Source organism: Paludibacterium paludis, assembly GCF_018802605.1.
In the GTDB taxonomy this organism is placed as follows: Bacteria; Pseudomonadota; Gammaproteobacteria; order Burkholderiales; family Chromobacteriaceae; genus Paludibacterium; species Paludibacterium paludis.
Map to the genome: position 1 here is coordinate 294799 of NZ_CP069161.1, position 20339 is coordinate 315137.

The following is a 20339-nucleotide window of genomic DNA, read 5'->3' on the forward strand; positions in this document are numbered from 1 at the left end:
TCGACCGACCTCCATGTCCGATTTCGAACCCGTGAACGATTCCGATACCGTCAGCAAGGCTTCCGGCCCGGCCGCGCCCCGGCCGCGCAAGCGCGGGCGCCGCCTGCTGGCGGGCGCTCTGGCGGCGCTGTTGCTCATGTTTGGCGCCCTGGCCTGGCTGGGCGCGACGGAAGCCGGATTCGCGGTCCTGTGGCGCGCCGCGGCGTGGGCAAGCGGTGGCGCCCTGACTGTCGGCAAGGCCCGCGGCACGCTGATTGACCGGTTTTCCCTTGACGATATTCAGTGGTCCGGGGCGACCGAGCGGGTGAGAGTCACCAATGTGGCTGTCGACTGGTCCGCCGGGGATGTGTGGCGCAGAACGCTGACCATCCGGCGCCTGGCTGTCGGGCACGTGTCCGTGATATCCGTTCCGGGTGCCCGGAAGCCCCCTTCGTCCCCGACCGTCCTGCCCGAGTCCCTGTCGCTGCCGTTCGATGTGAACGTGGACGCGTTGACGCTTGCGAGCCTCGGTTTCGATGGGGAGGGTCCGTCATTGTACGGCGTGTCGGCAAGCTACCGTTATCGGGCCGATAACGGCCACCGGCTGCGCATCGATCGCCTTGATTCTCCCTGGGGCCGGGGACGGGCCGCGCTCTTCGCCGCGGACCGCCGGCCCTTCGCGCTCAGCGGCGATCTGGCCGTGGACGGCAGCGTCGAATCGCTGCCCGTCGCCGGAAAACTGGATGTTTCGGGATCGCTCGCCGCCGTCAGGATTTCGGGGGGGGTGACGGGCAAAGCGGTCAATGCCCGGGTGGATGGCGAGTTCGCGCCATTTTCCACCGACTCCTTTTCCATCGTCCGGCGGCTGGACATTCTGGCCGGCGGAGTGAACCCGCATGCCTGGCTCGCCGATCTTCCCGATGCGCGGCTGAACATCGCCGCTTACCTGAGGCCGGCGGCTGGCCGGGTGAGCGGCGGCATGTCCGTGCTCAACCTGGAACCGGGCGACATGTCGCGCAACCGCTTGCCCGTCCGGTCCATGGCGGCGGAGTTCCTGTTGGGACAGAATGCGCTGGACCTGACGTTTTTGGGGCTGGACATGCCGGCGGGCCACATCCGGTTGAGCGGTACCGTCGGCAACATGCTGGATATGACGCTTGCCCTCAAGGAGGTCGCGCTCAAAGGTATGCATGCCGACGCTCCGGACGATGTGGTCAACGGCGCGTTCAGGATCGGTGGCAGTGTGGCCGAGCCCCGTATCGAAGGCAAAGCGGCCGGCACATGGCTGGGGCTGGAGCTGAACGGTGGCATTGTCTCCTCTCCCTTGCGGCATGTCGCCCTGCGCAAGCTCGGGCTTCGGGCCGGCGGGGGAGAGTTGACGGTCTCAGGATCGCTCGAACTGGAAAAACTGCGCCGTTTCGACGTGTCCGGAGCCCTGTCCCATATCGATCCATCCCGGTTCGGCGCCTCCTGGCCCCGGGGCGACGTGAGCGCCAGGCTCTCGGCGGCCGGGAAACTGGAAAAAGGCCCGGAAGGGCGGCTCAATCTCGTCCTGTCGGAAAGTCGTCTTTCCGGGCAGCCGCTGACCGGCCGGGTCGATGCCGAACTGGTTCCCGAGCGCCTCAAACGTCTGGCGATGGACCTTTCTCTGGCCCGCAACCGTTTGCAGGCGCAGGGCAGTTGGGGGGCCGCGGGTGACCGCTTGAAGTTCGCGCTGGACGCTCCCGCCCTGGGGCTGCTCGGCCCGGGGTTTTCCGGCAGCCTCGACGCCTCGGCGGAGGTCTCCGGCACACCGAAAGTGCCGGTCGTCAGCGGCAGGGTGAAGGCGGATCGCCTGGCGTTGCCCGGAGACGTCTTTGTGCAGAGCCTGTCGGGTGCGGGAGACCTCCGCGCCGACAACGCCAGTCCGTTCCGGGTCGCGGTGTCCGGCGACGGTCTCCGCGTCGCCCAGCGCCGCATCGACGGTTTGCGTCTGGTGCTGGAGGGGACCCGCGCGCGTCACCACCTCGAGTTCGATGGCCGCATGCAGGCCGAACGCCTTACCGAAAGCTGGCTGGTCAGGGCATCCGGAGGATTGGCGCAAGACCGGCTGGTCTGGGGCGGTTCGCTGGACCGGCTGGAACTCGCCGGCAGCGTGCCCGTATCGCTGCAGGCCCCGGTCAGGCTCTCTGTCGCGAAAGACAGCCTGGATATCGGCGCGGCCCGACTGTCCGCCCTGGGGGGTACCCTGGCGCTGGCGTCGCTCTCGCGCAAAGGCGACGGCAGCCTGTCCACCCGGGGGCAATGGCGCGGCCTGTCGCTCGCGGAGCTCGAGCACCTCGTGTCCTTGCCGGTGAAGGCGGCCATGACGCTGGACGCCGAGTGGGCGATCGATACGGCCCGCGAAATCCGCGGGACGATCGGGCTGCGCCGCGCCGCCGGCGATATCCTGCTGCCGGGCTCCGGCAAGGACGGCCAGCCTCTCGGGCTGAACGGCCTCGACGCCACGGTATCGATGGGCAATGGCCAAGCGCAATGGACACTGGCGGCGAGAACCCGTCATGGCGACCTGGAGGGAACCGGCAGTCTGCCACTGGGCAGTCGACTACCGGATGCCCGTACTCCGCTGTCGGGCAATGTGCGTCTGTCCTTGCCGGCGCTGTCCACCTTTGCCGCGCTGGCCGGTCCTTCCCTGGAACTGGGCGGGCGGGTGAACGCTGACCTGTCGTTCAACGGCCCGCTCGGCGCTCCCCATTGGCAAGGGCGTGTGGGAGGAGACCATCTGCTGTTCGCCGACCGCCGCACCGGCATCCGTCTGGCCGACGGCACCCTGGCGGCCCGCATTACGGATGAGCGAGTGGAGCTGGATACGCTGCGCTTCTCCGGCGGCAAGGGGTATGCGACCGCGCACGGCGCCCTGGCCCTCAAGGATGGCGGCCCGGATGCGCGTGTCCAGGTGGAACTCAATGCCTTCAGTGTGTTCGACCGCCCGTCGCGGCGCCTGGTCGTCAGCGGCAATGCGGAGCTGGCCATGGCCGGGCGCAAGGTCAGCCTGACCGGCAAACTGCGCGCCGATCAGGGGCGGGTCGAACTTGCCCGTCTGGGCACTCCGTCGTTGTCCGACGATGTGGTGGTCAAGGGCAGGGCGGCGCCCGAGCCGTCGGCTTTGGCGAGTTTGCCGCTGTCGGTGGCGCTGACGCTCGATCTTGGCGACCGGTTCCGGTTCTCTGGCCAGGGTCTTGACGTGGAGCTGACCGGGCAGGCGCTCCTGACGGCCGAGCCGGGCATGGCCCCAGCGGCCAAGGGGCAGGTCAGAGTTGTCAAGGGTCGCTACAAGGCCTACGGGCAGGATCTTGACATCGAGTACGGTGTCATCAGTTTCGCCGGCCCGCTGGACAACCCGGGACTCAATGTCCGGGCCCGCCGGCGCCTGTCGCCGGTGGGGGCCGGGGTGGAAGTGACCGGCTCGGTGGCGACGCCGCAGATACGCCTGATTGCAGACGAAGCCATGTCCGACAGGGACAAGCTCGCCTGGCTGGTGCTCGGACGCGCGTCGTCGGGGTCGGACAGCGACAACAACTCGATGGCCGCCTCGGCCGGCGCCTTGCTGGCCGGTACGCTCAACGAGCGGATCGGGCTGTTCGACGACCTGGGCATGACCCAGCGCAACGAGCGGACTCTGGCGGATGGGCGAATCAGCCCCGCGGAGCAGGTGGTGACGGTCGGCAAGCAGCTGACCCAGGAGTTCTATCTTGGCTACGAGTACGGTATCACCAGTGCCCATCAGGCCGTGAAGATGATCTACTCGCTCAGCAAGAGCTGGTCGCTGGTGTTGCGGGCGGGCACGGAGGCATCGGCCGAAACCCGCTATACGCTGCGATTCGATTGATGAGGCCTGCATGCCGGCCCGAACGCTTTGAAAGGATGCCGGTTACGTTTCCGGCGCCACCCCTTGGCGGCCGAGTCGCACAACATGTTCTGCCCGCCTTTCTGTTCCCAGGCGAGGGCGGGCTACCCGGATCGCTTTTAGCGGTTAGGCATATTTGCGATCGTCGTAGATATCTGCGTTTGCATTTATCGGTTTTGCGCCGTTAAGGCCGGTCGCCTTTCCCGCTGATACTCCGGCTATCTCACCCTGTCGAAACCAGGTCGGCCCCGTCGATGGTGGAGCCGGCGGGAATCGAACCCGCGTCCAGTATGCCTTACCCTTCGTACGCTACAGCGATACCCGGTCATGGTTGTCGGCCGGGAAGACGGAGCCAGTATTGCCGGATTCTCCGAGCAGCGCTTGCAGAAAACGGCCATGGCGGCAGGGGACTGAAGAGGGATGGCAACAGGCAGGGAAAAAGGCATGCGGATTTTGCCGCGGTCGCCTGCCCGGGGACGTCCGGGCAGGTCGCGCGATTACGCCTTGTCCGCGGCGGTGACTTTACCGTCGATGACCACGGTTTTGCGGCTGGCCAGCAGATCGCCCATCTCCTGGGCCGATTGCGGTCGGCCCATCAGGTAGCCTTGCAGCAGCTGACAGCGCAGGCTGCCCAGGAACTGGCGCTGGGCCTCGGTCTCGACGCCTTCGGCCAGGGTGTCCATGCCCAGCGCTTCGGCCAGGTGGATGATGGCCGAGACGATCGCGGCGTCTTCGCTGTCGTCGGGGAGATCGCAAACGAACGAGCGGTCGATCTTGATGGTGTCGGGCGCGAAGCGCTTGAGGTAGGCAAGGCTCGAGTAGCCGGTGCCGAAGTCGTCCACCGACAGGCGCACGCCCATTTCCTTGATGCGCGCCAATTGACCGGCTGCCATGTCCGGGTCTTCCATCAGCGTGCTTTCCGTCACCTCCAGCTCCAGCAGGCTGCCTTCCAGGCCGTTTTCCCGGAGGGCGTGCTCGACATCCTCGATGAAGTCATGCCGGGCCAATTGCCGCGCCGATACGTTGACGGCCACCGGGATGCAGGGCAATCCGCTGTCGCGCCAGCGCGCCAGTTGCCGGCAGGCCTCGTTGAGCACCCAGCGGCCGATGCCGACGATCAGCCCGGTGTCTTCGGCGACGGGAATGAAGCGATCCGGCGGAATGCGGCCATGCTCCGGATGATTCCAGCGCAGCAATGCCTCGCAGCCGACCAGCCGCCGTGACTTGATGGCGAACTGGGGCTGGTAAACCAGTTCGAGTTCGTTGTTTTCCAGGGCTTGGCGCAGATGGGATTCGAGCAGTAAACGCTCGGTGACCTGTTCGTTCATGCGCCGCGCATAGAACTGATAGGTGTTCCGCCCGCTTGATTTGGCGTGATACATGGCCAGGTCGGCGTTCATCAGCAAGGTCTGGATGTCCTCCCCGTCTTCCGGACAGACGCTGATGCCGATACTGGCCGATACGACAAGCGTGTGGCCCGCGACCACGAACGGGCGGTGCAGGATATCGAGCAGGCTTTGGGCCGCGTGTCCGGCCTCTTCCGGCGAGTCAAGGTCGGGCAGGATCAGGACGAACTCGTCGCCACCGGTGCGGCCGACCGTATCGATCGGCCGCAGGGCGCCGGCGAGGCGGTCGGCGACCATCTTGAGCAGCTCGTCGCCGTTGCCGTGCCCCAGCGAATCGTTGATGTTCTTGAAATGGTCGAGGTCGACAAACAGCACGGCGAGCTGATGCAGGTTTTTTTGCGCGGCGCGAATGGCCTGCTGCAGCCTGTCGTGGATCAGCACACGGTTGGGCAGGTCGGTGAGGAAGTCGTATTCGGCCAGATGGCGCACGTGCGCTTCCTGGGCCTTGCGCTCGGTGATGTCGGTGAACAGCGCGATGAAGTGCGTGATGGCGCCGTTCTCGTCGGTCAATACGCTGATATTGAGCCATTCCGGAAAAATCTCGCCATCCTTGCGGCGGTTCCAGATCTCCCCCGCCCAGTGGCCGCGCTCCCGGAGCCGCTGCCACATGTCCTCGTAAAAGCTGTCGTTATGGCGCCCGGAGGCCAGAATCGACGGCATCTTGCCGAGGACTTCCGATTCCTCGTAGCCGGTGATTTCGCAGAACAGCCGATTGACAGCCAGAATTCGGCTGTCCGCATCGGTGATCAGAATCGCCTCGTTGCTCGAGTCGAAGACCCGGGCGGCAAGCCGCAACTGATGATCCGAGCGGACCCGCTGGGTGATGTCGCGTCCCGTCACGCACAGATAGTGCTCGCCTTCGTAGTCGATGCTGTTCTGGGTGACTTCCAGATAGGTCGTGGTGTCTCCCGGCTCCGACAGCATCACTTCGTACGTGACGGGCAGGGGCTGGGGAGGGGCGGCGAACAGGGCGGCGAGCCGGGCGGTGCGATCGTCCTGCTCCTCGCCAAGACAGCGTTTGGCGGCATCGTTTTCATACGCCAAGTGTTTGTGCTCATCGAGCAGGCAGACGATGTCCGTCGCATGGTCGACCATGAAGCGCGACAGCAGCAACTCGCGCGAGCGCTCTTTGAGTTCACGGTTGCTCTGCATCAGATCCTTGCGGTAACGCCCGATCAGGGCATTCATCCAGCGCATGAACAGCCAGGAAAACACCACGCCGAGCACGAGCGCGAACAGGGTCATCAGCAGGGTCGCCGATATTCTGAGCTGCAGGGTCCTGTCCAATTCGTCGCGTGCCTTGCGTCCGATGTCGGCGATACTGTCGGTCTCCATGGCCGACACCAATGTCCAGTCCCAGCCGGGCAGACGCCGGACATAGGCCAGGTGCGACACTTCCTTGCCATGACGCTCCGGGGCCGCGTATTCCATGAAGCCGCCCCGGCGGCTCAGTTCCATCATCGCCAGGACCTGAGCGCGCAGCGGGGCGGGCAGCGCCAGATAGTGTCGTCCTTCGAGGGAGGGATCGGCCGGGTAGAGACGCAGCACGCCGTGATTATCGATCAGCAGGGTATTGCCGTCCTCGCCATAGCGCATGCTCGACAGCATGGCCAGGGCATCGCGCTGCATGGCATCTTCGACGTTGGCAACGTATTCCCCGCTGCCGATCAGCCAGCCCGCGGGGTCGAAACGCTTCACGTAGGCGATCTTGTCCGCCATCGTCCGGGTGCCGGGCAAGTACCAGCGGTAATGACTGAAGCCGCTGCCGGAAGGATTGCGCGTCGCGTCGATCAGCCCGCGCATGATGTAGTGCCCGCGGTCATCCTTGTTGTCGATGAGTGGCCGGCCTTCCATGCGCGCGGCGGTGGGAAGGAGCACGCAGCGGCCGTCGAGGGTGTCGATGAAGAAATAGCCGCGGCCGTCGAAGTAGCGCAACGGCCTGAGGGTTTCCACGATCATGCGGCGCAGACGGGCGTCGGATACCCTGCCGTGCTCGCGTTTCCATATCGTATCGACAACGGTATAGGTCTGGTCGACCTGTTCGCGGATCTGGTTGTGCAACTGGGCGGCCGTCCGGTCACGGAATGCCTGCAGGGTCAGCGCCGTGTGATCGCCGTAGGCCTGGAGGTATTCCCGGGCGCGCTTGCCGGTGTCGCTTTCGATGGAGGCTTGCCGGGCGACGAAATCGCGCCAGTGCAGTGTCAGGAAGTAACCCGCCATGGTGATCGCCAGGGCAAAGACGATTGCGAGCGTACCGAACAACTGTAGTCTCGATAGTCGTGATTGAGTGAGCTCCATGTGCGCTGCCGTTTCCCTGGGAAAGAAGAGTATACAAGCTAATTCCGTTGGAATGAGTTAAAAAATCGACGCCATCGCGAAAGCAGTTTGCGGTAGAATGCGCTCCGGGAGTCGGCCAGACAGTCGCCGCGCCGCAAGGCGGGGAGGAAAGTCCGGGCTCCATAGAGCAGGATGCCGGTTAACGGCCGGACGCCGCGAGGCGATGGAAAGTGGAACAGAGAGCTGAACCGCCGATGGCCTTTCTTCGGAAAGGATCAGGCAAGGGTGAAAAGGTGTGGTAAGAGCACACCGCGGACGTGGCAACACGGACGGCAGGCTAAACCCCATCCGGAGCAAGACCAAATAGGGGTGCGTTAACGTGGCTCGCGTTGCACCCGGGTAGGTTGCTTGAGCCCGTCGGCAACGGCGGGCCTAGAGGAATGACTGTCCAACGACAGAACCCGGCTTACCGGCCGACTCCCCCCTTCCTCGCGACACGCCGAATGCATCCCATATCTGTGACAGTCATATGTCATGTCATTTCTTCCGGCTATCAGGATTGCACAAAAAATAAGCAAAATGTTTTTTACCGCCCGGAAAAAAAGCATTACAATAGCCGCCCTTTCCCTCGTAATGCCTTGTTAAACATGCAGATCGGTCCGTACACCCTGAAAAACCGGCTAGTCGTCGCACCTATGGCCGGGGTAACCGATCGCCCGTTCCGCATGTTGTGCAAACGCATGGGCGCCGGCATGGCCGTGTCGGAGATGATCACCTCCAACAAGGCGCTGTGGGGCACTGCGAAAACCCTGCGCCGTGCCGATCACCAGGGCGAGGCGGAGCCGATCTCAGTGCAGATCGCCGGCGCCGATCCGGAGCAGATGGCGCTGGCGGCGCGCGTCAATGTCGAGCAGGGCGCGCAGATCATCGATATCAACATGGGCTGTCCGGCCAAGAAGGTGTGCAATGTCGCCGCCGGTTCCGCGCTGTTGCGCGACGAGGCGCTGGTGGGGCGCATCCTCGAGGCCGTGGTGAAGGCGGTCGACGTTCCCGTGACGCTCAAGACCCGTACTGGCTGGAGCCGCGACAACCGCAATGCGTTGAGGATCGCGAAGCTGGCCGAGTCGTGCGGAATCGCCGCGCTGGCGCTGCACGGCCGTACGCGGGAAGACCTGTACCGGGGCGACGCGGAGTACGACACCATCCGCCAGGTCAAGGCGGCGCTGACGATTCCGGTGATCGCCAATGGCGATATCGATTCGCCGGCCAAGGCGCGCCATGTGCTCGATGCCACCGGCGCCGACGCGATCATGATCGGCCGGGCGGCTCAGGGCCGGCCGTGGATTTTTCGGGAAATCCAGCATTACCTGGATACCGGGGAGACCTTGCCGGCGCCGAAGATCGCCGAGGTGAGGGAGGTCCTGCTCGATCATCTGGACGAGCTTTACGCGTTCTACGGGGAATATTCCGGATGTCGCGTGGCGCGCAAGCATATCGCCTGGTACACCAAGGGTTTGCGAGGGTCCAACGACTTTCGGCAGACCATGTACGCGCTTGAAAGTACGACCGGCCAGAAGGCGGCGGTCGCCCTGTATCTTGATCGACTGGCCGAAGCGTCCGAACGGCTGGAATATATCGAGGCTGACGAGAATGACAACCATGCAGAATAACGAACATATTTCCCAGTCGGTCCGGCTGGCCATGGAGCAGTATTTCAGGGATCTGGACGGGGAAACGCCCTCGTCGATCTACGACATGGTGTTAGCCTGCGTGGAGAAGCCGCTGATAGAAGTCGTGCTGGTCCATACCCAGGGAAACCAGACAAGAGCCGCGGAGTTACTGGGACTGAACCGGAACACTCTGCGGAAAAAAATGAAATCCTATGATTTGATTTGAAGATAAACAGGCCGTCCGACCTCCGGACGGCCTGTTTTTTTGTGTGTGTCTCAACCTAGCGGTGGTAAGAAGAAATGACCAAGATCGAACGAGCGCTGATCAGCGTTTCCGACAAAACCGGAATAGTCGAGTTTGCCAGAGCCCTTGCCGAGAGCGGCGTGGAGATCCTGTCGACGGGGGGAACCGCGAAACTGCTGGTCGACGCCGGCCTGGCCGTGACCGAAGTGTCCGATTACACCGGTTTTCCGGAAATGCTCGACGGGCGCGTCAAGACTCTGCATCCCAAAGTGCACGGCGGCATTCTCGGCCGCCGCGATGTGGCCGAGCATGTCGAAACCATGAAGCGCCATGATATCGGCAATATCGACCTGGTCTGCGTCAATCTTTATCCGTTCGAGGCCACGATCGCCAATCCCGACTGTTCCCTCGAGGAGGCTATCGAGAACATCGATATCGGCGGTCCGGCCATGGTGCGTTCCGCCGCCAAGAACTGGGCGCATGTGGCCATCGTCACCGATGCCGCCGACTACCCGAAGCTGATCGGCGAGTTGCGCGACGGTGGCGGCGCCCTGTCCCGCGCCACCCGTTTCGAATTGGCGAAAAAGGCCTTCACGCATACGTCTGCCTACGATGGCGCGATTTCCAACTATCTCACATCGCTGACACCGGAGAGCCTGTCCGGGCAGCCCGAGCGCCAGGTGTTCCCCGCACGGCTCAACATGCAGTTCATCAAGGTTCAGGACATGCGCTACGGGGAAAACCCGCATCAGGCCGCGGCGTTCTACCGGGACCTGGATCCGGCCGCCGGCGCCATCGCGCATTATCGCCAGTTGCAGGGCAAGGAATTGTCCTACAACAATATCGCCGATGCCGACGCGGCATGGGAGGCCGTGAAAACTTTCGACGATACGGCCTGCGTGATCGTCAAGCATGCCAATCCGTGCGGTGTGGCCGTGGCCGGTTCGACGCTGGAGGCCTACCGTCTGGCGTTCGCCACCGACACCACCTCGGCGTTCGGCGGCATCATCGCTTTCAACCGCGAGGTCGATCTTGAAACGGTCGAGGCCGTGACCGGCCAGTTCCTCGAAGTGTTGATCGCGCCGTCCTTCTCCGCGGATGCCAAAACCGCCATCGCCGCCAAGAAAAACGTCCGGGTGCTGGAAATCCCGCTCGATACCGGCGCCAACCGCTTCGAGTTGAAGCGCGTCGGCGGCGGGGTGCTGGTGCAGACACCGGATGTTCGCAACGTTACGATGGATGAACTGAAAGTCGTGACGCGCCGCGCGCCGACACCGGCGGAGATGGCCGATCTTCTGTTCGCCTGGCGCGTGGCGAAGTTCGTCAAGTCCAATGCGATCGTGTTCGCCCGCAACGGGCAGACGGCCGGTATCGGCGCAGGGCAGATGAGCCGCGTCGATTCGACGCGGATCGCGTCGCGCAAGGCGGCCGATGCCGGTTTGTCCCTGGCCGGCGCGGTGGCGTCGTCCGATGCCTTCTTCCCGTTCCGCGATGGCATCGATGTGATCGCCGAACAGGGTATCCGCGCCATCATCCAGCCTGGCGGTTCGATGCGCGATGAAGAAGTGGTGGCGGCGGCGGACGAGCATGGCATCGCCATGGTATTGACCGGTTGCCGTCATTTCCGCCATTGATCGGGAGTCTTGTATGAAAGTGATGGTAATTGGCAGCGGAGGACGCGAGCATGCCCTGGCCTGGCGTATCGCCAAATCGCGCCGGGTGTCGCGGGTTTTTGTCGCGCCCGGCAACGCCGGCACGGCGCTGAACCCCGACCTGACCAACGTTCCGGTGACCGATATCGGGGAGCTGGTCGCATTCGCCCGTGCCGAGAAAATCGAATTGACCGTGGTGGGTCCCGAAGCGCCGCTGGCGGCGGGGGTGGTCGACGCCTTCCGTCAGGCCGGCCTGAAGATTTTCGGGCCGACGCGCTACGCCGCCCAGCTGGAAAGCTCGAAGGATTTCGCGAAGGACTTCATGGTGCGCCACGGCATCCCGACGGCGCAGTACCGGACCTTTTCCGATGCCGCCGCCGCTCATGCCTGGGTGGCCGAGCGCGGGGCGCCCATCGTCATCAAGGCCGATGGCCTCGCCGCCGGCAAGGGGGTGGTGGTGGCGATGTCCGAAGAGGAAGCCCACCAGGCCATCGACATGATGCTGGTCGGCAACCGGATGGGGGAAGCCGGCGCCCGTGTCGTCATCGAGGACTATCTTCAAGGCGAGGAAGCGAGCTTCATCGTCATGGTCGATGGCGAGCATGTGCTGCCCATGGCGACGAGCCAGGACCACAAGCGCTTGCTGGATCAGGATCGCGGTCCGAATACCGGGGGCATGGGGGCGTATAGCCCGGCTCCGGTCGTGACCCCGGAGGTGCACGCCAGGGTGATGCGGGAAATCATCATGCCCACGGTGCGTGGCATGAAGGCGGACGGTCACCCTTACACCGGATTCCTCTACGCTGGACTGATGATCGATGCCGAGGGCCGGCCCCGGACGATCGAGTTCAACTGCCGATTCGGCGATCCGGAAACCCAGCCCATCATGGCGCGCCTGAAGTCGGATTTCACCGTGCTGCTCGAGCACGGGGTCAATGGCTCGCTGGACAAGGTCGAAGCGGAATGGGACCGGCGCGTTGCATTGGGTGTGGTGCTGGCGGCGTCGGGTTATCCGGAGGATCCACGCAAGGGGGATCTGATCGCCCCCTTGCCGGCCGACACCGATGACGCGATGGTGTTCCATGCCGGCACCCGGCTCGACGAGGCGGGGCAACTCGTGACCAGCGGCGGCCGCGTGCTGTGCGCGGTGGGACTGGGCGACAGTGTGCGCATGGCGCAGTCGCGCGCTTACGCTCTGGCCGACCGCATCCATTTTGACGGCATGCAAATGCGCCGCGATATCGGCGCCAGAGGGCTCGTCAAGCGGGGGTGACCGGGAAAGACGGGGGCCGGCGCCGCTATCCGGGCGGCATCCGGCCACCGTTTTGCGGTACAATGCGCAAATCCCCCGTATTCGTGATGGTTGTTGGCCGTATGTCCGATTCGCCCGTTCCCGCTTTCCGTCCGTTCCACCGCCGTATCCGGCTCCCCGGCGCCCGCCTGGTCGACAAGGCGCGCGGACAATTGCGCAAAGGCCGTGTGCTGGCCTATTCGACGGAATCGTGCTTCGGTTTGGGCTGTGATCCGATGAATCATCGTGCGCTGGCCCGCATTCTGGGCATCAAGGGACGGCCCAATCACAAGGGTATGATCGTTATTGCCAGCCATATCGATCAGCTGCGCCATCTTGTCGCTCCGCTGACAGAGGAGGCATGGCAGGAACTTATGCGCTACTGGCCGGGTCATTACACTTTTTTGCTTCCCGCGTCGCCGCGCGTGCCGCCGGTTTTGCGGGGTCGGCATGCCAAGCTTGCCGTGCGCCTGACCGCGCATGACGAGGCAGCGGCCTTGTGTCATGCCCTCGGGTCGGCGCTGGTGTCCACCTCCGCCAACCGGGCCGGAAAGCGCTCCCTCAAGACCGCTCGCGCGTGCAAGAAGGCCTTCGGCGATCGCGTATTGACCCTGCCGGGCCGCATCGGAAAGCGACGCCGCCCGTCGACCATCATCGATTTCGAGAGCGGCCGCGTGCTGCGGGCGTAACGCGCAGTCAAACTAAGGAACCACGTAAAGTGCAGCAGATTTCTATTCTGAGCCTGGTGATGGATGCCAGCCTGATGGTGCAGTTGGTGATGGCCGGCCTGGTGCTGATGTCGGTTATGTCCTGGGCCGTGATCATCAAGAAAATCGCCATTCTGGGTTCGGCGAGGCGCAACAGCGAGGAATTCGAGCGGACTTTCTGGGGCGGGGCGGACCTGAACCGTCTCTATGAGGATGTGACGCGGCGGCAGGATTCGATGGGCATGGAGCGCATTTTCCAGTCGGGGTTCGCCGAGTTCCTCAAGCTGCGCGGACGCAACGGCGCCGAGCTCTCCGATATCATGGACGGATCGCGCCGGGCGATGCGGGCCGCGGCCCAGCGCGAGCTGGACTCGCTTGACCGGCATACCTCGTTTCTGGCGACGGTCGGCTCGGTCAGCCCCTATATCGGTCTGTTCGGCACGGTATGGGGCATCATGCACGCCTTCATCGGCCTGGGCAATGCGGGGCAGGCCACCCTGTCCACGGTGGCGCCCGGGATCGCCGAAGCGCTGATCGCGACGGCCATCGGCCTTTTCGCCGCCATTCCGGCATACGTTGCCTACAACCGTTTCGCCACGGATGTCGACCGCCTGGCGGTCAGGTATGATACATTCATGGAAGAGTTTTCCAATATCCTCCAGCGTCTCGCCACTCGCTGATCGTCATGAAGTCCGCATGCCGGACAGCCATGGACGGGCCGCGTGGCGGCCCGCTGTGTTTTGCAGGTTCGCCACATGCCCGTTAGCCGCTTCTCCCTGCCTGTTCTGGCCTCGCTTTTCGCGTTGTATGTCATCTGGGGCTCCACCTATTTTGCCATCCGCATCGGTGTTGCCCAGTGGCCGCCCTTGATGATGGCCGGTGTGCGCTTTTTGCTCGCCGGTGCCCTGCTGTTCGGCTGGTGCCGCTGGCGCGGAGCGCCGTGGCCGACCGCGCGGCAGTGGGCCGGATCGGGCCTGCTTGGCGTGCTGATGCCGGCCATCGGCAACGGTCTGGTGACGGTCGCGGAAAAAGATGTGTCCTCAGGCGTAGCGGCATTGATGGTCGCGACCGTGCCGCTGTTCACCACCCTGTTCGCCAGGTTTTTCGGCCAGAAAACCTCTTTCCGCTCCTGGGTCGGCATCGGTTTGGGGTTTGTCGGCATCCTGGTGCTCAATCAAGGGAGCAATTTGATGGCCAGCCCGTCCGGCGCCATCCTTCTGGTGTTGGCATGTCTCGGCTGGGCGCTGGGTTCGGCGATCAGCAAGCGGGTTCCCCAGCCGTCCGGCCAGATGTCCAGCGCGGCGATGATGCTGACCGGCGGAGTATCCCTGCTGCTGTCCAGCGCCGCGACCGGCGAGCGTTTGGCCGCGATGCCCGGCCTGGCGGGATGGGGGGCGCTGCTTTACCTTGTGGTATTCGGTTCGATTATCGCCTATACCGCGTATCTCTACCTTCTCGCGACGGTATCCCCCGCTGTGGCGACAAGCTACGCCTACGTCAATCCGGTGATCGCCGTGCTGCTGGGCATGTCGCTCTTGGGCGAGCATGTGGGCTACTACGAGTGGGGTGGCATGCTGGTGATTGTCACGGCGGTGGTGCTGATCGCCTGGAAGCGGCGTTGATTTTTGCGGTGTGTAGGGAATTTGTGTAATAAAGCAACACATCGAGCAAAGGGGTGGGCGTTTTCAAGTCATTGTATGTAAACGGATTGTTTGACATTCGGTCTGCGCCGTTCCTGCGTGTTCGATCCAGATCAAAGGTTGATTGTGTAATCGATTGATTACACCGGAAGCTTGGCCGACCATGGAGACAACCGGGGCCGGAGTGCCCGCGACAACAGACTCTATCTGGAGGTGTCATCATGTCTCTCAAGCTCGCCATCAATGGTTACGGCCGGATCGGCCGCATGGTTCTGCGTGCCTGGCAGGAGCGGTTCGCCGATCGCGGTATCGAGATCGTCGCGATCAACGACCCGGCCGAGCCGGAGCTGCATGCGCATCTCACCCGTTTCGACAGTGTCCATGGTCCGTTCCGCGCGGACGTTTCATTGGGAGACGGCACCCTGAATGTGAACGGCCACGCCATCCGGCTGTTGTCGATCCGCAATCCCGCCGAGTTGCCATGGCGCGAACTCGGCGTGGACGTGGTGCTTGAATGCAGCGGCGTGTTCAACTCCCGCGAGAAGGCCTCCCGCCACCTGGAGGCTGGCGCGCCGCGCGTGCTGATCTCCGCGCCGTCCGATGATGCCGACGCGACCATCGTCTATGGCGTCAATCACGAATTGCTCAATGGCGGCATGACGCTGGTGTCCAATGCGTCGTGCACCACCAACTGTCTGGCTCCGCTGGTCAAACCGCTTAATGACTCCATCGGGATCCTGCGTGGCCTGATGACCACGGTGCACGCGTATACCAATGACCAGGTGCTGCTCGATACCGATCACAGCGACCTGCGGCGCGCGCGCGCGGCCACGGTGTCGATGATCCCGACCAAGACCGGAGCGGCCAAGGCCGTGGGATTGGTGCTGCCCGAGCTCGCCGGCAAGCTGGACGGTTTCGCGGTGCGCGTGCCGGTAAGCAATGTCTCGCTGGTCGATCTGACCTTCAGCGCGGCGCGCGAGACGAGTGTCGCCGAGGTCAACGAGATCGTGACGAAGGCGGCGAAAGGGCCATTGGCCGGGGTGCTCGAGGTCAATACCCTGCCGCTGGTGTCGCACGATTTCCTGCATAACCCGGCCTCCAGCGTGTTCGACGCGACGCTGACCCGCGTGATCGGCGGCACGGAGGTCAAGGTGCTGGCCTGGTACGACAACGAATGGGGCTTCGCCAACCGGATGCTGGACACCACGCTGGCGTGGGTCGAGCGGCTGTAATTCCGTCACTACAAAGAGAGGCGGGCATGAATGACAATGCCCCCCGCCGTTTGCCGGCGGGGGGCATTGTCGTATTTCCGTTTGCGACGTTCCGCGCTACTCGCCTCCCGGCAGGGGAGGAAGGCGCGGTGTGACCGGCATGTCGATGACGATCGAGGTTTTGGTATCGCCGAATTGCATGAGCCGCGCGATGAGCGCCTGGAGCGACGGCATGCTGTCGACCACCACCCGCACCATCAGTCCGGTCGAACCGGTGACCGAAAAACATTCAACGATCTGATGCATGCTCCGGACCTCCTCGATCACCGCGAAATAATCGAGATGCTTGGCGGTCAACTCGATCAGGCACTGGATCGGGTAGCCGATGCGAGCCGGATCGACCGCCGCGTGATAACCGGTGATGACCCCCGCGCGTTCAAGTTTTTCCACCCGGTCGGCGACGGCCGGGGCCGACAGGTTCACGCGGCGGGCGAGTTCGGCGAAGCTGATGCGGGCGTTCTCATGCAGCGCTTGCAAGATTTTCTTATCGTAACGATCCATGTTTTGAAACGAAAGTTTATTCGAGGAACAAACTTTAAAAATAAGGCAAAGTCCCTTTTTTTTCCAGATAAAACTATTAAATTTGCCATGAGGCCTACGTAAAATACTCGCATCAGAACCGACGCATTGTATGCGAACGTTCTTCCGGATCTGTTGAAGCGCTGTTTCATCCTGTTGATGCAGCGTCTGAACTGTCCTGGTGATCTCTTTGTCCCTGGTCTCAAGTCATGACTTGAACATTGACGACGACCATTCCGGGCTTGTCCATGAGACAGGCCCGTTTTTTTTTGTTTCAGTGGTGTCACTCGGATTTGGCAGGACGGCCCGGGTCCGCCTTTGCCGCAGGGCAGGGACGCCGCACACCGTAGGATGCGCATGGCGGCGGTATGTCCGAATAGTTCGAACTCCCGCGAGTTTTCCTGCCGCCGGGGAGCGGGGCCGCTTCCCGGCGAGGGATCTTTAACGGTTCGCGTCGCGCTTGTGCTTGCGGATCTGATACTTCAGGAAGAGTTTGGCAAGCCAGCAGGGACCAAGAGCGAATTTCAGCCATTTTTCCCGCCGGGTAGGCAGGCCAAGTGCCGGCAGCTGCTTCGCTGAAATGTCGAATTCCCGTGACAGACAATCCCGCATGGCGAAAAGCCATGCTTCGTTCATGACTCCGCTTCTCACCATGTCTTTCATCCCGTAGTAACCAAGATGCGTGGCCGCCATGATCTGCAGAGACCGTGAAAGAGGCTCTCGCGTGGCGCTAGGCCCCAGCGTTGTCTGTATGGCGCGACAAAACGATAGGCGATTGCTGAGCAGTTCCGGCTTGAAACGGGACAACACCGAGCCGTCACGTTTTCGGTAAGCGTATCTTGGCAAGTTGACATGGCAGACCCGGCTTAGCCGAAGCATCAGCCGGACGCTGAATTCCATATCTTCGCCGACCACCAGTTCGAGTGGAAAACCGGTACCAGCAAGGCATTCTCGCCGATACAACCGTGCCCAGACGTTGGGAATGTACTCACCCTCCAACAGTTTTCGCAACGCCGCAGGTGCCTCCTCGTTTTCCATTTCCGTATCCGCTGTTTCAGGGAAATCAGGCGCGGAGCCATCCGCAAAGACAACCGCCTCGCAAATAACAAGATCACAAGGGTTATGCATGCAGGCATACAGGCAGTCCGAGATGAAGTCGGGGTGGAGGATGTCATCGCTGTCGACAAAGGCCAGCCATGTTCCCCTTGCCTCGCCAATACCGACATTCCGTGCCGCGCTTGCTCCGCTGTTAGACTGGGTGATCACACGAATTCGAGGATCGGTGTCGGCGTACTTGCGGCAAATCTCCGCGGTCCCATCGGTACTGCCATCGTCAATGATGATACATTCGAAATCCGTATGGCTTTGAGAAAGCACGGACTGGATGGCCTGGTCGATATAAGGCTTGTCGTTATAGGTCGTAAGTACGAGAGAAACGGTCGGTAGCATTATGGGTATGCGGGGCGGCCCTCTGACATTCCGAGAGGCGAGCGCATTCGAGATTTGAATGCCGAATTTTATAGCACTAGCTGTTTTTCAAGCAAATTGGCCACGTTGCCGGTGCTTTCGGAGCCTTGGTTTACTCGCAGAAAAAATCTTACTGAAACGATGAAAGCATATATTTGATGTGTGTTTACATCGCTCAATCCGGAAATGTGGGAAACTATCGAAGAATTGTCATATTTTTGTAATCGGTGCTTTTTATCCTTGCCACAAACCCACAAAGGAACGCATCGACATGGCCGCAAATATTTTGCTCGTTGAGGATGAACCGGCAATCCAGGAATTGATCGCTTTCAACCTGACCCAGGCCGGCCATCACGTGCTGCGCGCCAGCACCGCCGAAGCCGCGCTGACCTTGGTCAAGAACGCCTTGCCGGACCTGGTCCTGCTGGACTGGATGCTTCCGGGCATATCGGGGGTCGACATCGCCAAGCGTCTTCGCTCCGATGAGCGCACCCGCCATGTGCCGATCATCATGCTGACGGCCCGCTCCGATGAGCAGGACAAGATCGTCGGCCTGGAAACCGGCGCGGACGATTACATCACCAAGCCGTTTTCGCCAAGGGAGCTGCTGGCCCGCATCAAGGCGGTATTGCGCCGCAGGGCGCCGCAGATGACCGACGATGCGGTCGAAGTGCAGGGGCTGCGGCTGGATCCGGTGACACATCGCGTTACCGGTGCCGGTGTGCCTGTCGATCTGGGACCGACCGAGTTCCGTCTGCTGCATTTTTTCATGACGCATCCGGAGCGCGTGCACTCCCGCTCCCAACTGCTCGATCAAGTGTGGGGGGATCACGTGTTCGTCGAGGAGCGTACGGTGGACGTGCATATCCGTCGCCTGCGCAGTGCGCTGGAAAAATCCGGCCACGATGAGCTTATTCAGACCGTGAGGGGTACCGGGTACCGTTTCTCCACCCAACAGTGAGGCAGTTTTGCGAGATTTTGTTCGGCGTACCCTGATCTGGATGGCGCTGGTTGCTGCGATCGGTTTCGGTTTCTGGATCGGGTCAAGCGCGGTGGATGCCCTGATCGCCGTGTCGATATGCGCAGGCGGGGCGCTGGCGTTCCACTTGTATCACATCGCCTTGCTGTTGCGCTGGCTCAAGCACCCCGTGCCGGAACGGGTGCCGGACGGATTCGGTTCATGGCATGCGGTCTTCATGACCCTGTACCGGCAAGTCCGCAGTCAGACACAAAGCAAGCGCAAGCTGACCAATGTGCTCGAGCGTTTCATCAATGCCGGGGAGGCGATGCCGGATGGCGTGGTTGTCCTCGACGAGCATGACAGGATCGAATGGCTCAACCCGATGGCGGTGGAGCACATGGGGCTCGACCGCAAGCGCGATGTCGGCAATCTGCTGCTCAATCTGATTCGTCAGCCGTCCTTTCATACCTATATGAAAAGCGAGAGCTTCAGCCAGCCTCTGGTGCTTAAGTTCTCCCAGCCCAACGAGCGAGTGCTGTCGATCCAGCTCGTACCGTTCGACTCCACCCGCAAGTTGCTGTTGTCGCGGGACATTACCCAGCTTGAGCGGGTGCAGACCGTGCACCGCGACTTCGTCGCCAATGTTTCCCATGAGCTGCGCACGCCGTTGACCGTGGTGGGCGGTTTTCTCGAAACCATCCAGGACATGGGCGCCGACGATCCCGCGATGATCCGCCAGTTCCTGCCGATGATGATGGAACAGTCCAGACGCATGCAGAGTCTGGTCGAGGATCTCCTCATCCTGTCGCGCCTGGAGAACAGCCCGAAAAACCTGGTGTCGGAAAAAGTCGATATGCGCGACATGCTCGACACCCTGATGGTGGAGGCCGAGGGATTGTCCCAGGGGCGTCATGTCATCCGGATGGACCCCGTGACGCCGCTGTGGTTGTGGGGCAATGCGGCCGAGTTGCACTCGGCGTTCGGCAACCTGGTATCCAATGCCGTCCGCTATACTCCGGAAGGCGGTACGATCACGCTGTCCTGGCGCGAAGAGGGCGACAAGCTGGTTTTCTCGGTCAGCGATACCGGAATCGGCATCCCCCGGGAGCATATTCCGAGACTCACCGAACGTTTCTACCGCGTCGACCGGGGCCGCTCGCGCGGAAACGGCGGCACAGGGCTCGGACTTGCGATTGTCAAGCACATCGTGGCACGGCACCAGGCCCGGCTGGACATCGTGAGCGAACCGGAAAAGGGCAGCACGTTCAGTGTGGTTTTCGGCGGGGAGCATCGTGCCGAACCGGATCATGATCCGCGAGCCGAAGAAGCCGCATGACAGGGGAAAGTCGTTCGATGTAAAGACGCTTGT

The 20339-nt window shown here is 62.6% G+C and carries 14 protein-coding genes and 2 other RNA genes; 12 read left to right on the plus strand and 4 right to left on the minus strand.

Annotated elements, in window-relative coordinates; all coding sequences use genetic code 11:
- Positions 1–13: 13 nt before the first annotated feature.
- Positions 14–3847 carry a translocation/assembly module TamB domain-containing protein gene (locus JNO50_RS01305; RefSeq protein WP_189533675.1) on the plus strand — a complete coding sequence of 1278 codons (3834 nt, stop codon included), beginning with the start codon at positions 14–16 and terminating at the stop codon, positions 3845–3847.
- 85 nt (positions 3848–3932) lie between these two features.
- On the opposite strand, the gene ssrA is transcribed toward JNO50_RS01305, so the two are convergent.
- Positions 3933–4234, minus strand: a transfer-messenger RNA (tmRNA) gene (gene ssrA, locus JNO50_RS01310).
- Positions 4235–4362: 128 nt separating this feature from the next.
- Complete coding sequence (locus tag JNO50_RS01315) at positions 4363–7569, minus strand: EAL domain-containing protein (protein WP_189533673.1); 3207 nt, start codon at positions 7567–7569, stop codon at positions 4363–4365.
- A 107-nt stretch (positions 7570–7676) separates the two neighbouring features.
- Between JNO50_RS01315 and rnpB the strand changes: the two genes are divergently transcribed.
- From rnpB to gap, 9 genes are all read left to right on the plus strand, one after another.
- Positions 7677–8033: RNase P RNA component class A (rnpB, locus tag JNO50_RS01320), an RNA gene on the plus strand.
- A gap of 162 nt (positions 8034–8195) precedes the next feature.
- The gene (dusB, locus tag JNO50_RS01325) at positions 8196–9218 is read left to right on the plus strand and encodes a tRNA dihydrouridine synthase DusB (RefSeq protein ID WP_189533672.1); all 1023 of its coding nucleotides are present in this window, start codon (positions 8196–8198) and stop codon (positions 9216–9218) included.
- Positions 9208–9444 (plus strand): helix-turn-helix domain-containing protein, encoded by a 237-nt coding sequence (locus JNO50_RS01330; RefSeq protein ID WP_189533670.1) that lies wholly within the window; start codon positions 9208–9210, stop codon positions 9442–9444. The genes dusB and JNO50_RS01330 overlap by 11 nt, the downstream gene beginning before the upstream one ends.
- A 74-nt stretch (positions 9445–9518) precedes the next feature.
- Positions 9519–11096, plus strand: coding sequence for a bifunctional phosphoribosylaminoimidazolecarboxamide formyltransferase/IMP cyclohydrolase (gene purH, locus JNO50_RS01335; protein ID WP_189533668.1), 1578 nt, complete (start codon positions 9519–9521; stop codon positions 11094–11096).
- A 13-nt stretch (positions 11097–11109) separates the two neighbouring features.
- Entirely contained in the window at positions 11110–12387 is a 1278-nt protein-coding gene (purD, locus tag JNO50_RS01340) for a phosphoribosylamine--glycine ligase (protein WP_189533666.1), read from the plus strand.
- 101 nt (positions 12388–12488) lie between these two features.
- Positions 12489–13094 carry an L-threonylcarbamoyladenylate synthase type 1 TsaC gene (tsaC, locus tag JNO50_RS01345; protein WP_189533664.1) on the plus strand — a complete coding sequence of 202 codons (606 nt, stop codon included), beginning with the start codon at positions 12489–12491 and terminating at the stop codon, positions 13092–13094.
- Positions 13095–13123: 29 nt separating this feature from the next.
- Entirely contained in the window at positions 13124–13792 is a 669-nt protein-coding gene (gene tolQ / locus JNO50_RS01350; protein WP_189533662.1) for a protein TolQ, read from the plus strand.
- A 75-nt stretch (positions 13793–13867) separates the two neighbouring features.
- Positions 13868–14734, plus strand: a complete 867-nt coding sequence (gene yedA, locus JNO50_RS01355) for a drug/metabolite exporter YedA (RefSeq protein WP_189533660.1) — start codon at positions 13868–13870, stop codon at positions 14732–14734.
- A gap of 239 nt (positions 14735–14973) precedes the next feature.
- Entirely contained in the window at positions 14974–15984 is a 1011-nt protein-coding gene (gene gap, locus JNO50_RS01360; RefSeq protein ID WP_189533658.1) for a type I glyceraldehyde-3-phosphate dehydrogenase, read from the plus strand.
- A gap of 96 nt (positions 15985–16080) precedes the next feature.
- Here the strand turns inward: gap and JNO50_RS01365 are convergent, their stop codons facing one another.
- Entirely contained in the window at positions 16081–16524 is a 444-nt protein-coding gene (locus JNO50_RS01365) for an Lrp/AsnC family transcriptional regulator (RefSeq protein WP_189533656.1), read from the minus strand.
- Positions 16525–16983: 459 nt separating this feature from the next.
- Positions 16984–17991 carry a glycosyltransferase family 2 protein gene (locus tag JNO50_RS01370; RefSeq protein WP_189533654.1) on the minus strand — a complete coding sequence of 336 codons (1008 nt, stop codon included), beginning with the start codon at positions 17989–17991 and terminating at the stop codon, positions 16984–16986.
- A 289-nt stretch (positions 17992–18280) separates the two neighbouring features.
- Between JNO50_RS01370 and phoB the strand changes: the two genes are divergently transcribed.
- A complete protein-coding gene (gene phoB, locus JNO50_RS01375; protein ID WP_189533651.1) occupies positions 18281–18970 on the plus strand; it encodes a phosphate regulon transcriptional regulator PhoB in 690 nt (229 codons plus the stop codon).
- 7 nt (positions 18971–18977) lie between these two features.
- Positions 18978–20306, plus strand: coding sequence for a phosphate regulon sensor histidine kinase PhoR (gene phoR / locus JNO50_RS01380; protein ID WP_189533649.1), 1329 nt, complete (start codon positions 18978–18980; stop codon positions 20304–20306).
- Positions 20307–20339: the final 33 nt, after the last annotated feature.

Excerpts from the sequence above, each read along its gene's own strand:
- purD (WP_189533666.1), top strand. The coding sequence starts at position 11,110 with ATGAAAGTGATGGTAATTGGCAGCGGAGGACGCGAGCATGCCCTGGCC.
- yedA (WP_189533660.1), top strand. The coding sequence starts at position 13,868 with ATGCCCGTTAGCCGCTTCTCCCTGCCTGTTCTGGCCTCGCTTTTCGCG.
- dusB (WP_189533672.1), top strand. The coding sequence starts at position 8,196 with ATGCAGATCGGTCCGTACACCCTGAAAAACCGGCTAGTCGTCGCACCT.
- tsaC (WP_189533664.1), top strand. The coding sequence starts at position 12,489 with ATGTCCGATTCGCCCGTTCCCGCTTTCCGTCCGTTCCACCGCCGTATC.
- JNO50_RS01365 (WP_189533656.1), bottom strand. The coding sequence starts at position 16,524 with ATGGATCGTTACGATAAGAAAATCTTGCAAGCGCTGCATGAGAACGCC.
- JNO50_RS01370 (WP_189533654.1), bottom strand. The coding sequence starts at position 17,991 with ATGCTACCGACCGTTTCTCTCGTACTTACGACCTATAACGACAAGCCT.
- gap (WP_189533658.1), top strand. The coding sequence starts at position 14,974 with ATGTCTCTCAAGCTCGCCATCAATGGTTACGGCCGGATCGGCCGCATG.
- JNO50_RS01305 (WP_189533675.1), top strand. The coding sequence starts at position 14 with ATGTCCGATTTCGAACCCGTGAACGATTCCGATACCGTCAGCAAGGCT.
- phoB (WP_189533651.1), top strand. The coding sequence starts at position 18,281 with ATGGCCGCAAATATTTTGCTCGTTGAGGATGAACCGGCAATCCAGGAA.
- JNO50_RS01315 (WP_189533673.1), bottom strand. The coding sequence starts at position 7,569 with ATGGAGCTCACTCAATCACGACTATCGAGACTACAGTTGTTCGGTACG.
- JNO50_RS01330 (WP_189533670.1), top strand. The coding sequence starts at position 9,208 with ATGCAGAATAACGAACATATTTCCCAGTCGGTCCGGCTGGCCATGGAG.
- purH (WP_189533668.1), top strand. The coding sequence starts at position 9,519 with ATGACCAAGATCGAACGAGCGCTGATCAGCGTTTCCGACAAAACCGGA.